12 protein-coding genes are annotated in these 14,585 nt (G+C 49.3%); 7 read left to right on the top strand and 5 right to left on the bottom strand.

Annotated elements, in window-relative coordinates; all coding sequences use genetic code 11:
* The first annotated feature begins 59 nt into the window (after positions 1 to 59).
* Both BWK47_RS03490 and BWK47_RS03485 read left to right on the top strand, forming a co-directional pair.
* On the top strand, positions 60 to 2,012 hold the full coding sequence (locus BWK47_RS03490) for an ABC transporter ATP-binding protein (RefSeq protein ID WP_162327586.1): 1,953 nt from the start codon (positions 60 to 62) through the stop codon (positions 2,010 to 2,012).
* Between the two features lie 91 nt (positions 2,013 to 2,103).
* Positions 2,104 to 2,712: a PAP/fibrillin family protein gene (locus BWK47_RS03485; protein ID WP_162327585.1), complete on the top strand. Its 609-nt coding sequence runs from the start codon at positions 2,104 to 2,106 to the stop codon at positions 2,710 to 2,712.
* A gap of 133 nt (positions 2,713 to 2,845) precedes the next feature.
* On the opposite strand, the gene BWK47_RS03480 is transcribed toward BWK47_RS03485, so the two are convergent.
* Positions 2,846 to 5,095 carry a PBP1A family penicillin-binding protein gene (locus BWK47_RS03480; RefSeq protein WP_162327584.1) on the bottom strand — a complete coding sequence of 750 codons (2,250 nt, stop codon included), beginning with the start codon at positions 5,093 to 5,095 and terminating at the stop codon, positions 2,846 to 2,848.
* Positions 5,096 to 5,163: 68 nt separating this feature from the next.
* Between BWK47_RS03480 and BWK47_RS03475 the strand changes: the two genes are divergently transcribed.
* The 3 genes from BWK47_RS03475 (at position 5,164) to BWK47_RS03465 (ending at position 8,342) form a co-directional block, all read left to right on the top strand.
* Positions 5,164 to 5,868 carry a hypothetical protein gene (locus BWK47_RS03475; RefSeq protein ID WP_237269776.1) on the top strand — a complete coding sequence of 235 codons (705 nt, stop codon included), beginning with the start codon at positions 5,164 to 5,166 and terminating at the stop codon, positions 5,866 to 5,868.
* A gap of 100 nt (positions 5,869 to 5,968) precedes the next feature.
* The gene (locus tag BWK47_RS03470) at positions 5,969 to 6,910 is read left to right on the top strand and encodes a hypothetical protein (RefSeq protein ID WP_162327582.1); all 942 of its coding nucleotides are present in this window, start codon (positions 5,969 to 5,971) and stop codon (positions 6,908 to 6,910) included.
* A gap of 55 nt (positions 6,911 to 6,965) precedes the next feature.
* Positions 6,966 to 8,342, top strand: coding sequence for a helix-hairpin-helix domain-containing protein (locus BWK47_RS03465; RefSeq protein WP_162327581.1), 1,377 nt, complete (start codon positions 6,966 to 6,968; stop codon positions 8,340 to 8,342).
* 214 nt (positions 8,343 to 8,556) lie between these two features.
* Here BWK47_RS03465 and BWK47_RS03460 read toward each other — a convergent pair whose 3' ends face one another.
* The 4 genes from BWK47_RS03460 to BWK47_RS03445 all read right to left on the bottom strand — a co-directional run bounded on the left by BWK47_RS03460 (position 8,557) and on the right by BWK47_RS03445 (position 12,246).
* Positions 8,557 to 9,792 carry a M23 family metallopeptidase gene (locus tag BWK47_RS03460; protein WP_162327580.1) on the bottom strand — a complete coding sequence of 412 codons (1,236 nt, stop codon included), beginning with the start codon at positions 9,790 to 9,792 and terminating at the stop codon, positions 8,557 to 8,559.
* Positions 9,793 to 9,917: 125 nt separating this feature from the next.
* Positions 9,918 to 10,112 (bottom strand): heavy-metal-associated domain-containing protein, encoded by a 195-nt coding sequence (locus BWK47_RS03455; protein WP_162327579.1) that lies wholly within the window; start codon positions 10,110 to 10,112, stop codon positions 9,918 to 9,920.
* A 119-nt stretch (positions 10,113 to 10,231) separates the two neighbouring features.
* Positions 10,232 to 11,239 carry a hopanoid-associated sugar epimerase gene (gene hpnA, locus BWK47_RS03450; RefSeq protein ID WP_162327578.1) on the bottom strand — a complete coding sequence of 336 codons (1,008 nt, stop codon included), beginning with the start codon at positions 11,237 to 11,239 and terminating at the stop codon, positions 10,232 to 10,234.
* Positions 11,240 to 11,379: 140 nt separating this feature from the next.
* A complete protein-coding gene (locus tag BWK47_RS03445) occupies positions 11,380 to 12,246 on the bottom strand; it encodes an aspartoacylase (RefSeq protein WP_162327577.1) in 867 nt (288 codons plus the stop codon).
* Positions 12,247 to 12,472: 226 nt separating this feature from the next.
* On the opposite strand from BWK47_RS03445, the gene BWK47_RS03440 reads away from it, so the two are divergent.
* Positions 12,473 to 12,916, top strand: a complete 444-nt coding sequence (locus BWK47_RS03440) for a hypothetical protein (RefSeq protein ID WP_020861499.1) — start codon at positions 12,473 to 12,475, stop codon at positions 12,914 to 12,916.
* A 73-nt stretch (positions 12,917 to 12,989) separates the two neighbouring features.
* Positions 12,990 to 14,555: a serine/threonine protein kinase gene (locus tag BWK47_RS03435; RefSeq protein WP_014407170.1), complete on the top strand. Its 1,566-nt coding sequence runs from the start codon at positions 12,990 to 12,992 to the stop codon at positions 14,553 to 14,555.
* Positions 14,556 to 14,585 lie beyond the last annotated feature (30 nt).

The raw sequence follows: 14,585 nt of genomic DNA, 5'->3' as shown, positions 1-14,585 counted from the left end.
GGAGGTAAGGGGAAATTGACGCTACCGTGGTTTTTGCGGCTCTGTTTGCTAAAGTTTGAGTGGCGAATCTTAGGACACATTTTGTCTGTTTTGATGATATCCCTGCAAAAGAACTGTCACCACCTGCCGTTAGCGACTTTCCCCGTCTCCAAATATTTATGAGTGACCCGATTTTGGCTGTGCGTCAACTGGAAATTGCTTTCCCCGATGCTGATACCAGGGAAAAATTGTTGGCCGTCAAAGGGATTGATTTTACTTTGGAACGGGGGGAAATCCTCGGCATTGTGGGAGAGTCTGGTTCCGGTAAATCGGTTACTTCTCTGGGCATTATGGGGTTGGTGCCCAAACCAGGCTGGGTGGAACCTAGCAGTGAAATCGATTTTTTTGCCCAGGCCCAGAGTTCCCCTGTCAACCTAGTTGCTCTCCCAGAGGGGGAAAAGCGTCAGTACCGGGGCGGCAAAATTGCCATGATTTTCCAGGAGCCAATGAGTTCCCTTAATCCGGTTTATACCATTGGCTTTCAAATTATTGAAGCAATTCGCCTCCACCAAAACGTTACCCAGGAAGAAGCTCAAAACCAGGCGATCGCCCTTTTGCAGGAAGTGAGGGTATTGCCCAAAGATGAAGTGCTGGAAGAAGAATTTTTGGCCCAGGACCAGTCCCAGCCTAGGGGCAAAGTAACCCAAAATTTAGCTAGTTATATCCAACAGCGAAAACAAAGTTTTCTCAAACGTTATCCCCATGAACTATCCGGCGGCCAACTGCAACGGGTGATGATTGCCATGGCCATTTCCGCCAATCCCCGACTACTTATTGCCGATGAACCAACCACTGCTTTGGATGTGACAGTGCAGGCGGAAATTTTGCGGCTTCTGCGGGATTTGTGTAAGCAACATCAGGAAATGTCCCTAATTTTTATTTCCCACGATTTGGGGGTGATTAACGAAATTGCGGACCGGGTGGCGGTGATGTACCGGGGGGAAATTGTTGAGCAGGGGCTAAAGGAACAGATTTTGCATAGTCCCCAGCATCCCTATACGAAAGGTTTATTGGCTTGTCGTCCTCGGTTGGAAATACAGTTAGACCATTTGCCCACGGTGGGAGATTTTCTCAATGCCGATGGCCCGCCTCCCAGTTATCAAGTTATTACTCCAACCCAGGAAGGCGATCGCCTGGCTCAATTACAAGCCAAACCCCCTCTGCTGGAAGTGCAAAACCTAACCGTTAGTTACGGGCAGGGGGGACTATTTGGGAAAAAATCCGTTTTCAAAGCAGTTAATGATGTTTCCTTCCAGGTTTATCCGGGGGAAACCCTGGGGTTAGTGGGGGAATCCGGTTGCGGTAAATCCACCTTAGCTCGGGCTTTATTGCGCTTAACTCCCATTCAAACGGGTCGAATTATCTTTGATGGACAAAATGTGGCTGCTTTACCGGAAAAATCGCAACAATGGCGACGTTTACGGCGGGAAATGCAAATTATTTTCCAAAATCCCTACAATTCCCTTAATCCCCGCATGACCATCGGTCGGGCCATTCAAGAGCCGCTGATTATTCACGAGCCTAAACAATCCACTAAGCAGCAACGGCAACGGGTGGCGGAACTGTTGGAACGGGTGGGTATTAGTCCCCAATGGTTTAACCGCTATCCCCACGAATTGTCTGGGGGCCAACGGCAACGGATTTGCATTGCTCGGGCCTTGGCGCTCAATCCCCGTTTTATCATTTGTGACGAGTCCGTTTCTGCCCTGGATGTGTCGGTGCAAGCCCAGGTATTAAATCTGCTGAAGGAATTACAACGGGATTTACAACTGACCTATATTTTTATTTCCCATGATTTGAGCGTTGTTCGCTTCATGGGCGATCGCATTATGGTGATGAACCGGGGGCAACTGGCGGAACCCATCAATACAGCCCAGGAAATTATTGAAAATCCCCAGAGCGCTTACACCCAGAAGTTAATTCAATCCATTCCCCGTTTTCCTGAAACCCTCAATTGGTTGCAATCAGCCTAGGTTCTTTATGCTCTGGGAATCCAGATCGCCAGTCCCGGCCAACATGGGATAATTGGTGTAACTGCCCAATAAAATTTTTAACGGATTTAGCGTGCCCAATAGTATGGATGCCAGTATGGATTTTAAAACCAATCTCCTAGAGGCGATCGCCGGTAAAAACCGGGGGCTATTGGCATCGGATCGGGACCGGGTGGCCATCCTTTCTGCGGTGGAAAAATTGGAAGACTATAATCCCCATCCCAAACCACTCCAGGAGAAAATTTTACTAGATGGCAATTGGCGACTCCTCTACACCAGCAGCCAAAGTATTTTGGGCTTGAATCGCCTTCCCCTTTTGCAAATGGGGCAAATTTATCAGTACATAGACGTGGCGGAGTCAAGGGTGGTAAATTTGGCGGAAATTGAAGGCATCCCTTTCTTGGAAAGTTTAGTATCCGTGGTGGCTTCGTTTATCCCAGTTTCCGACAAACGCATTGAAGTCAAATTTGAGCGTTCCATTCTCGGCCTACAAAAAATCCTCAATTATCAATCCCCTTTAAAATTCATCCAACAAATTTCCACGGGCAAACGCTTTCTGCCAGCGGATTTCAATTTGCCCAGTCGAGACAATGCCGCTTGGCTAGAAATCACCTATTTAGACGAAGATTTACGCATCAGCCGGGGTAATGAAGGCAATGTTTTCATCCTGGCTAAGGTTTAGAACGTGTTTTAAAAGCCCCCCTAGCCCCCAATTCTGGGGGTCAAATTCCCCCAAACTTGCCGGAGATTTAGTGGGTCGATTGAGGAGGCGGATCATGACTTTTTAGACAAGCTTTTTGATCAACCCAGCCTAACTATAAGGAAGCAATTTGTCGCATATATTGACCCCAAAGGGTAGCGGCCAAACCACTACTGCCCTGGGTGGGACTACTGTCGTCATTGCCTAACCAAATGCCGGTGACCAGATTTTTTTGGGGCAGAAAGCCAATAAACCATAAATCCACTGCTTTATCCGTAGTGCCGGTTTTGCCTGCGGTGCCGTAGCCAATGTCCGCGGCTTTGCCTGTGCCATTATGGACAGCGGCTTGTAAAAGTTGGGTCATGGTGGCGGCGATCGCCGGAGAAACCACCTGTTTTTGTCCCCGGCCATCCTGGCTGACCTGATAAACTTCCCGACAGCTTTTTAGTTGCTCTGGATCGGGACAATCCCCCCCATCCCGGATATTAACAATGCCGTGGGGCCGGTTCCAAACACCTCCATTGGCGATCGCCCCGTAGGCTCCGGTCATCTCCAGCACCCTAGCTTCACTCTGCCCCAGCACCAAACCTGGTTCTTTCACCAGGGAAGAATTAACACCAAAATCCTTAGCCAGGGCAATAATTTCGTCTAAGCCCACCGTTTGGGCCACCCGTAGGGCCACCACATTTTCCGATTGGGCAAAACCTTCCGCAAAGGTAATGGCCGAGGCCGCCCCGCTCCGTTCACAGGGCTTGTAGTTTTGACCCTGCCAGGTGAAAGGGCCACACTCAAAAGCCTGATTAGTGCTCACTCCCTTGGCGATCGCCGCTGTGTAGGCAAAAAGCTTAAACGTGGAGCCTGGTTGCCGTTGGGCTTGGCTCGCCCGATTAAATTGACTTTCCCGGTAACTTTTGCCCCCTACCATGGCCAAAACTGCCCCGGTACGACTGTCCAGGGTAACCACTGCCCCCTGGGAAACCGCATACTTTTTTCCTTCTGTAGTGAGAAAATTTTGTAAGCTTTTTTCCGCTAGGGCCTGCATTTTCAAATTCAGGCTAGTTTCCACCACAAAATTGCCTTCTTTGGCCACATCTTCGCCGAGTAAATGGTTTAATTCGCCAAAAATGTAACCGTAAAAGTAGGGAGCCTGCCGTTGGGAAAGGGTTTGGGTAGCCTTGGGACTGACCTGAATGCGCGATCGCCTAGCCCGGTTAGCTTCCTGTTCGTCAATCATGCCCAACATGGCCATGCGCTCAATGACCCGATTCCGCAACTGTACGGAGGTTTGATAATCCTGCACAGGGTTGTAAAGATTGGGAGCTGGCAACATTGCCACTAGGGTGGCCGCTTCCCCCACATCCAAATCCTGGGCAGATTTGTCGAAATAAAACTGGGCCGCATCTTCAAAGCCGTAATTACCAGCCCCTAGGTAAACCCGATTTAAATAGGCTTTTAAAATGTCGTCTTTGCTATACACCGCTTCCAACTTGAGAGCGACAAACATTTCCCGAATCTTACGCCCCGCCGTATTTTCCCGCCCTACTTCACTGAACAAACTGCGGGCCAACTGTTGAGTAAGGGTGCTGGCTCCCTGTTTCACATCCCTGTCCTGGAGGTTAATGTAAATCGCTCGGCCCAAACCGTAGGGATCAACGCCAAAATGCCAGTAAAAGCGAGTATCTTCCGAAGCAATGACTGCTTGGGGTAAATAGGGCGAAAAATCACTTAAATTATCAAATTCCCGGTGAATTTCTTGCTTAACCGGATTAATTTCCGTCACTCCGTCCCCTGCATAGACCTTGACTGGCCCCGTCACGCCACTGGGCATGGGTTTAACAGGAATTTTGCTCCATTGCCAGGCGATCGCCCCGGTGATGATGAGAAAAAACAGAATACCAGTGGAAAAAAAAGTGCGCATTCCCTTTAACCACAATGGCGGCGGGTTGAAATAAACAAGTTTGGGCACATCCACCAATTCCGGTGGCCCTAGGGTAATTTCATCACCATGCTGCAGACGATAGCTTTTTAGGCGGCGACGTTGCAGATAAATGCCGTTGCTAGAGCCTTCATCTCGAATAAAAAACTGGTTAGGATGGTCAGGGTCCCGCCGCAGGGAACAATGGGTCTGACTCACGAGGGGATTTTGCAGTTGGATATCACAACTGGAACTGCGGCCGAGAAAATAACGATCGCCAAGGAGGGGAAATACCCGCCGGGATTGGGAATTTTTGCCCGATTCCTGCAGACGAATTTTGGCCACCCTGGAGCCTTTTTTGAGGGCTACCTTTTGGCTGTTGCCACCCTGGGAAAGGTTAGTTTGACTTTTTTTAGGGGCAGAAGGGGCTTTGCGGGAACGGGTAGCCATGGCAAATTAGGGCAAAAGCAGTCCAATTTTAGACCGATACAGTGGTGAAATCAGAATCAGGTATTTCTATGCAGACGCATTTATTGCCAAAAAAGGTTGCCTCCTGGATTGCCAGCTTGGGTCTGGCGGGGCTCTCCATTCTAGCTTTAGACCCCCTGGCCAGCCGAGCCGATAGTCCCCTGACTTCCACGGATTTAGCTGGAGCTTACTCCGACATTGCCGCAGTGGAATGGGCCCAGCAATATCGAATTATGTCTCCCCTCATTGTAGATTTTCTCCTCGGCGATCGCCCCTTGGGGGAAAAGGCCGCAGTGATTAATGCCTTGGGCTGGAATATTGACGGCAGCAACAACGCCGAACAGTTCCTCGTGGCCCTGGCCAGGAAAAATGGAAAACCTCCTACCCATATGGATTTGGGGGATTTGACCCCGGAAGAATTATTCATTGTCGGTTACCTCCTGGCCCTGGACAATTATCAAAATCTTGGCCCCCTCAGTACCCAGGGTGGCAATGACCTTTGGCGATCAACCCCAGTGCAACTAATGTCTAAGGCGGCCTACGCCCTGCCGGAGAATTTCACAGTGCAATTTGTCCGCTCCCTGGTGATGGGGCAAGCCTGGTTTGGTATTTCTTGGTGTGCCCTTTATCTAGAACCGGCCAATGTGTTGGCCAATTTTCCCCCGGAAAAGCGTAATTTACGCCCCCAAGCAGTGCAAAATGCCATGGAGTATCTCAATCTCTACGAATCCTATTGTTTAGAGGGGGATATTTAAATTTGGACTAAATTGACAGCATTTTTGGCCGGATTTTTCAGACTTTTTAGGCGATCGGGGTAGAATCCAAGCAAGAACTCCCTGTATTTTGCCTTCCCCTATGTCTAACCAACCTTCCCCCGGTGGCCTAATTAAGCTCAGCGTCGGTGATGTAGTTTCCGGTGGCCTCAGGGTTTACCGCGACCATTTCAAATCCTATCTCTGGCTGGCAGGGCAATCCTACCTTTGGCTTTTAATTCCCTTTGCCATAACCGGGTTAGTGATGTTAGCCATAGCTGGGCTAGCGGCGGTAATGGAGCCGATCGCCGTGGGAGGCATAATAGTTTTGGCGATCGCCGTTTTATTAGTGCCCTGGGGTTATTGTCTGGGGAAATTATTGGCGACCCAGGGGGTATTGGCCCGGCTAGTGTTCTTTGAAGTGGGGGAACAACCGGAAACGGTGGCGGCGGCCAAAATCCAGTTGATGCCCAGATTTTGGCGCTTTCTCTGGGTCAGTCTACTCGCATCCCTAGTGTTTTTCCTCTTTTTTATTCCAATTCTCCTAGGTTACGGCATTATTATTGGTCTTTTCACCTTTATTTTCATGGGGGATAACCCCGACGTAGTGACCATTTTATTGTCAGGATTACTAACCATTGTTTGGACTTTGGTTTCCCTTTACGTTTACATTTGGATTTTTGCCCGTTTAGCCTTGGTAGATGTTTGTTTAGCGTTAGAGCCGACCCTGAGTCCCCCCAATGCCATCAGTCGTAGTTGGTCCTTAACCAAGGGTTACGTGTTGAGTTTACAGTTAATTTTCTTCCTAGCTTTTTTAATTACTCTGCCCCTTTCTATGTTCACCAATATTGGTTCCCTTACCACCATTATTCTTGATATTGAACCGGCCTGGGGCTCTGTAATTGATATTCCGTTGGGAATAATTGTCAGTGTTTTAATTGTGCCTTTTTGGCAAGCGATCAAAGCATTAGTTTATTATGATCTTCGTACTCGAAAAGAAGGTTTAAACTTATCTTTAGATTTGCCTACCATGGATAGTTTCTAATTTCATTAATCAGCATTAAAAAATCCCTCAAGGCTTCAAAATAATCCCTGTTGTTATGGTTAAAGTTATCGGCCGTCGTTCCCTCGGAGTGCAAAGAATATTTGATATTGGTCTTCCCCAAGACCATAATTTTCTGCTAGCCAATGGGGCGATCGCCGCCAATTGTTTTAACAAATCCCATTCCACTGCCTATGCCTACGTTACCTACCAAACTGCTTACTTAAAGGCCAATTATCCCGTGGAATACATGGCGGCCCTACTCACCGCCAGCAGTGATAGCCAAGAAAAGGTAGAAAAATATCGGGAAAACTGCCAAAAAATGGGCATAACCGTTGAACCACCCGATATCAATCGTTCCCAGCGCCATTTTACCCCCCTGGGGGAAGCTATCCTATTCGGACTTTCCGCTGTAAGAAATTTGGGCGAAGGGGCGATCGAGCAAATTATTACCGCCCGAGATAATTCTGAAGAAAAACGCTTTAAATCCCTAGCAGATTTCTGCACCCAAGTGGATTTACGGGTCGTTAACCGTCGGGCGATCGAAACATTAATCATGGCTGGGGCCTTCGATGGAGTGCAGTCTAATCGCAACCAACTTTTACATGATTTAGAATTGGTGATTGCCTGGGCCCAAAAGCGGGCTAAGGAGAAAGAAACAGGGCAATTAAATATCTTTGATAGTCTAACTGCAGGGGAATCCATTAAAGCTAAAGAAGCCGCTAATAACGGTTTTGAACAGGAACCTTCGGCACCCCCAGTGGCGGAATTTTCCCTGCAAGAAAAACTACAACTGGAAAAGGAACATTTGGGCTTTTATGTCTCGGAACATCCCCTCAAATCGGTACAACGTTCTGCCCGCCTATTATCTCCTATTAACCTGGTGGATTTAGATCAGTATAAAGTTCGTCAGAAAGTTAGTGCAGTGGCAATTTTAGTAGCAGTGAAAAAGATTATTACTAAAAAAAATGGTCAACCTATGGCGTTTTTAACTTTGGAAGATATGTCGGGCCAATCGGAAGCGGTGGTGTTTCCTTCCAACTATGAGCGTTTGCAGGATGTGCTAATAGAAGGTAGTCAACAAATGATTTGGGGCAAAGTTGACCGTCGGGATGATCAATACCAGTTAATTGTGGAAGATTTAGAACCAGTGGAAGAAGTGAAAATGGTTATGCTGGACCTCACTCCCCAGGAGATTGCCAACACCAGCACTCAGGCCCGACTAAAACAAATTTTGCAAAGCCATGCCCCCCAAAAAGAACAGATGAAAATACCGGTGGTGGCTTGCATTAATGAAGGGCCAACTAAACACTTCATTCGTTTTGGAGAAAACTACTGGGTGAATGATTACTGTACTGCGGTGGCATCCCTCCAGGAATTAGGTTTCCGAGCCCGGTTGGAACCACTGTTACCCCAAAGCCAGAGTGTTGACTAGTCGTGATTGAACAATTACCCCAATGTAAACTAAGACGAGATGACCGACGGAGTTTTTTCTGTCGACTTAGGTAGGGGAAATTGACATTGATTACATTTTGTTGGAATTGTCTAGGCTGTTGCCATAGTCAAATAAAAAATCCCCGAGTTGGATGCACTCAGAGAATTGAAACAATGGGAAATCCATCGGTTGTTTAACTATAGATATCCGTCGTTTAACTTTGGGGCTGGGAGTCAGCTTGGGATTGGGCATATTTTTGGGCCGCCATCAAATTAGCCAAAGCGGCTTCCAAATGGGGGCCTGCATCCACTGCAACCCAACCATCATTGGTTAGGTGTCGCCATTCAAAGTGCAAATGAGGCCCAGTGGAGAAGCCTGTGCTACCAACTCGGCCAATCACTTCACCCCGAGCCACCTGTTGTCCACTTTCTACAAAGGCTTCTGACAGGTGAGCATAACGAGATTCCTGGGTTCCATCTAAGTGGCGCAAGGTAACCATTAAGCCATAGCCGCCGGACCATTGGGCCGCTGCCACTATCCCGTCATAGGCGGCCAGCACCGGAGTGCCCATGGGAGCGCCGATGTCGGTACCATTGTGCATACGCCCTTGGCCACTGATGGGGTGAATTCGCCAACCAAAGGCCGAGGTAATGGGGTTAACGCCGGCAACGGGGAACATCAGATCAGTCCCCTGGCCGGGCTGACCTTGGGTAGAGTACAAACCCGTGGCCCTACTGTATTCCGGTAAAGGAGCTAGGGCGATTTGAATACCCCGATTGGCCATAGGATCAAGGCTGAAAATCTGATTGGCTCCCACTGGTTGCCCGATCGCCAGGGAACTGATTTTAGGCTGAATATTTAGAGGATTGAGGGGAGAAACAGAATTGTTACCGGGAGCCGCATTACGGGCATTGATGCTCTGCCGACGGGGGGCGATCGCCTTGGGGGGATTAACCGGACTAGATTGCTGACGGGCCACGGGGGCACGGTTAGCACTGCGGTTGGCGGCGGGATAACGGGTATTGAGGGGAGCCTGTTGCCCAGAACGGGGAACGAACTCCACTTCTGTCCGGGTGGGAAGATTGGGGGCCGCCGCTGTGCCCTGGGGAGCCGCATCAATGTAACTATTTTTTTGCAAACCCTGGCGTATTTGGGCTGGCTGGCTAGAAATGGGTGCAATAGTGGGAGCAGGTAATCTAGGCGCTGCTGGCTTGGAGTCCGGAGTCGATTGGACTGGCACGGGGGCCGTAGCTTTCACCGGAGCTGGGGGAGCGGCTGGGGTGACGGGAGCGGGGGCAGATTGTTCAATTTCCAAATTGCCAGTGGTGCTACCGGGTAAAGACCAAACCAAACCACCGATGATGATCAGCCCGCCCAAAGACAGATTGTAGAGATTGGCACCTTGACCAGGCTTACGTTTCAGGTCTTTTATCCTCGATTGGGACTGCATTGTTCAGAGCCTCACACACACATACGGGTTGCAAAATACTCCCTCGATTGTAGAGGGTTAGGCTATAAATGCAAACCAGAACAGCCGGAACGAAAAATCGTCACTGTCTCGACCTCTGTTACACTTCACTCAACTTCATGGCCCGCCGAGGCGATCGCCGTTCGTACTTGTTCTTCCCCCAGAGCACTGGTGATGGTGACTTTTTTGCTGGTTACATCCACTTGCACTGTTGCTTGGGCATCCTCATTTTGCACAGCTTTGGTCACGGCTTCGGCACAGGCTTCACAGGCAATGGTGGGTACAGTTAGTTGAATAGTCATGGAAGATAATAAAAGTTGGAATCAAGTGTGGATTTAATCAGATTGGAACGATGGCGACGTATCACCTGGAACCACAGGAAAATTTTCTCCGTTCCAGGGCAACCATAGGGGACCGGGAATTATTGGGTCTTAACGTAGCCATGGTTTTGGAACCAATGCACCGCGTCTGCCAAAGCCTGTTTGATAGAGGACTGGGGTAGCCCCAATTCCTGCACCGCTTTACTAGCATCGTAATACATCTCCTGGGCGGACATTTTAACTCCATCCATGGGCACCGAAGGCGATCGCCCCAGGGGAGCCAGAACTTTTTCTTCCACCCAGGCAAAGGTCAAGGGTAACCAAAGGGGAACCGTATTTTTCGGGGCGGTTAACCCCGTAATGGTAGATAGATGGGCCAAAATCCCTTGAAGACTGATATTTTCATGACCCAAAATATAGCGATCGCCTCTGGTCAGAGCAGTTTTTCCCCTTTGCCAAGCCAGGAGATGCCCCACCGCCACATCCCGCACATCGATTAAATTCAAGCCAGTGTTAACGTAGGCTGGCATTTGTCGCCGCAGAAAGCGCAGAATTATTTCTCCCGTGGGAGTAGGTTTAATATCCCAGGGGCCAATGGGAGTGCTGGGATTAACAATGACAATGTCTTGGCCTTGCTGGGCCGCTGTCAATGCCTCCTGTTCCGCCCAATATTTGGACTGTTTATAGGCTCCAATTAACTTTTCCACTGGACTTTGATAACTTTCGTCCGCCCTTTGACCGTCCCCTTTAACGCCGATCGCCGCCACGGAACTGGTGTAGACAGTGCGTTCAATGCCTGCTTTTTGGGCACAGGCCAGGATATTTCTCGTGCCTAAAACATTACTGCGGTAAAGAGCTTCCCGGTCTTTTTGCCAAAGGGAATAGTGGGCCGCCACATGGAAGAGACCCCGACAGCCTTGCATTTGTCGGTGAAGATCCCCATCATTCAAATCTCCCACGACCCAATCTATGGGTAAATTTTGCAAATTATCGGGACGGCTGGAAGCCCGCACCAACGCCCGCACCTGATAACCCTGCTCCAACAGATGGCGGACCAAATTAGCCCCGACAAAGCCCGTGCCCCCAGTGACAAAAAAACAATCCGCCATGGCTATCCAGTGATTGACCTCCACATAGTGCCATCAAAGGTTAGCTCAAATTCCCCACTTTATCGATCGCCTGGAAGATTTCTTTCTATTTTCTCGACCTTATCAACCCGGTGACTGCATGATCAATGATCATCAGTCCGTCAAATGGCAATGGTTTTGCGCTGGGTTAACGCCATGGCAATGCCCTTTTCCACATAGGCCGCTTCACCGATAAATACGGGGTAAACCGTCGCAACTCCCTGATAGGGGGTAACATTACCCCGGCGATGGTAAAACAATGGTGTGCCCGGTTTAATCGCCTGGTAATCCCGGATGTGGGGGGCAATTTCCGCCACAATTTGTCCTTGTTCATCCCTGGGATAATCAATAGTGTCTATCTGCTGATAAACAGTGCAGTTATCCGCCGCTGGAACATTACCGGAGGTCGAGGCCTGGAGATAGGCTAGAATTCTGGCCAAGGTCCGTTGGGTTTTGGCGATCGCCGTTGGGTCATAGACCCCCTGGGGGACGGGGCCTAGTTCGATGGTTAAGCCTAATTCACACAGGCCACGAATGTAGGGTAAATCCTTTTGGGGCGAATACTGCAACACTCGAATTTCCTCATCCTGGGCGCTGAGGTAAGCTGCTAGGTTGAGGAGCAGAGGATGGGGGCAGTTTAAAATCAAAGTTGTGCCCATGGCCGCAGTGGTGGTGTGCAAATCCACAATGAAATCAATCCCCGCCAGGGAAATTTGATGGGCCAACTGCCGAGCCCGCAACTGCTCATAGCCCATTAGATAGGGGTTTTTGCGGTCCTGGGGCCGAAAACAACGGTTTAAGTCCTGGTTAATATATCTACGATTGGCGGCGATCGCCCGGGGATTAGCCAAGAAATAGTGACACTTCAATGCCGGAAAATATCGAGCAAAATCTTTCTGTTGCCAGCGACGCACCACCTCCACCCCCGTCCTTTCATTACCATGCACTCCCCCCACAATGGCCAGGGAGCGAACTGCTGAATTTACCATTCCCCACGTAGTCCTATAAAAACTTAGAATTCAATAAAATGTCCTTATATTGTAACTTTGACTACTGTTCTAAAACAACAATGTCATTGTTTTTAATGTTTTTTGACTAGACTCCCCATCACTAAACTAAATAGCGGCAATTGTGGTGTGGATTTTTTGTGATATTTCCTGAGCTCACTGCCAGAATTAGGGACAATGGAATTGCACGGAACCGGAGAAAAACACTTTGGCCCACACTTTCCTATTGGAACCAGGCCGATGGCATCTAGAGGGCTTTTGGCAGGAGCGCAATCAATCTCCCCTAGAAATCAAGGGAGGTGCCCTGATAGCTTGGAATCAGGAAGATTGGTTTACCATGGTGACCAAGTTTAGTTTTCCTGGTAGTAGTCACCAAGATATATCCTGTCAGTATCGGGGGCGTCTCAATGGCGGAGAGTCCCAATACACCTACGTTTTGCAACACAGTCAACTAGGTAGAGTAGAAGGGGAAGGCTGGCTCTCTAACCATGCCATTGTTCAGCGCTATTGGGTCCTAGGCGATCGCCAACGGCAGAGTGGCTTTGAAACCTTTTACCGCTTCAATGATCGTCGTTATTATTTAGCTAGTGGGATGCTCACCGGCCACTCCTTGACCAGTACAATGGAAGCCACCCTGGAAAGACAGGGTTGAGGCTAGGGATCGATATTGATTGCTTGTTGCTCAAAAAATTAACGTCACCGCTCGTCGCTGAGATATTTGCGCTATGACCCCTGACTCCCGTCACCGCCGTCTATTGGCCAATCGCTATCAACTGGTTGAGTTGGTGGGTAGTGGAGCTATGGGTCAAGTCTACCGAGCGGAAGATAAGCTCCTTGGGGGAGTCACCGTCGCAGTCAAATTCCTTTCCCAAGCCTTGCTCAATCCCCGCATGAAGGAACGGTTTGAACGGGAAGCCACTATTTCGGCCCTACTGGGGGAAAAAAGTATCCACATTGTGCGGGTGCGGGATTACGGCCTGGACGAAAAGGAAATTCCCTTCTACGTGATGGAATACCTCCAAGGGGAAAACATTAGTGACGTGATTAAATACCGTCCCCTCAAAGTAGAGCGCTTTTTAAAAATAGCTAGGCAAATTTGCTTTGGCTTGGATTGTGCCCATAAAGGAATTATTTACCAGGGGGAAGCTTGCCCCGTTGTCCACCGGGATATCAAGCCCAGCAACGTACTGTTGGTGGAAGACCCCGCCCTGGGGGAACTGGTTAAAATTCTCGATTTTGGTATCGCCAAATTAGTACAAGCAGCAGAGGAGTCGAAAACCCAGGCCTTCATGGGTACCCTTGCCTATTGTTCCCCAGAGCAAATGGAGGGCAAAGAATTAGACAGCCGCTCGGACATCTACAGTCTGGGGGTGATGATGTACGAAATGCTAACGGGGGAAATGCCCCTGTTCCCAGACAATTCTTCCTTTGGGGGTTGGTATGAAGCCCATCATCACACTAAGCCCCATCCCTTTTCCGCCCGTTATAAAATCCCCGCTTCCCTCGAAGCCTTGGTGATGAACTGCCTGGCCAAAAGCCCCAAAGGTCGTCCCCAATCGGTGGATGTGATTATCCGGGCGATCGATGCTATTGAAGCGGAAATCAAAGCTCCCCCCATTTCCGACACCGAGAAAACCCAGATTGCTCCCCATTTACTCAACACGGATATGGAAGCAACGGTGGTGGCCCAGCGGGGCCCGGGAATCGTCCCAGAAACGCGGTTGCCGCTGGTGAGTGAACTCTGTAAGCAGTTAGAGTGGCCCTCCGATAAACCAAAACAGAAAATTGTTTTTCCCTATGTGCTCAACGCCGCTGAAGGAAAATTGGCTAGTTTGTGGGTGATGTTGAATCAAGAGGATATCCTCACCCGGATGTCCAGCATCCGCTACAACCAATTTTTACTGATGACTTCTCCCCATCCCATGGTGCTGTGGATTACGGTGCTCTACCATCGGGAATATGGTCCCCGCTGGTTGCCCTGTTATTTGGATTTAAAGACTAGGTCGGGTCAGAGTTTTGCCCAGATGTTGGGGGAATCCGGTACCTATTGGTTGCTGTTTTTTGCGTTGGAAAATCCCACTCGCTGTCAGCATATGTTGACCGCTACCGTTGCCCCCAATCAGTGTAAGTTGCTCAAGGAGTGGGCCCAAACCAGTCAATCCATGCCCGGTGGTAAACCCCAGGTGACTAAACGGTTACTTAAGCAGGAGTTAGACCGGCTTAAACCTAAAATTGAGGCGAAATTGTCCCAGGTTAAACCATCCTTTAACAAGGAGGTTTCGGGATTGTGAGGCGATCGCCAAAATTTAAATTGCCCACAC

Origin of the sequence: Synechocystis sp. CACIAM 05 (assembly GCF_010222815.1) — a bacterium.
Classification (GTDB): domain Bacteria; phylum Cyanobacteriota; class Cyanobacteriia; order Cyanobacteriales; family Microcystaceae; genus Synechocystis.
The sequence above is the reverse complement of the archived record's forward strand: the minus strand, read 5'-3'. Positions and strand labels throughout refer to the sequence as shown.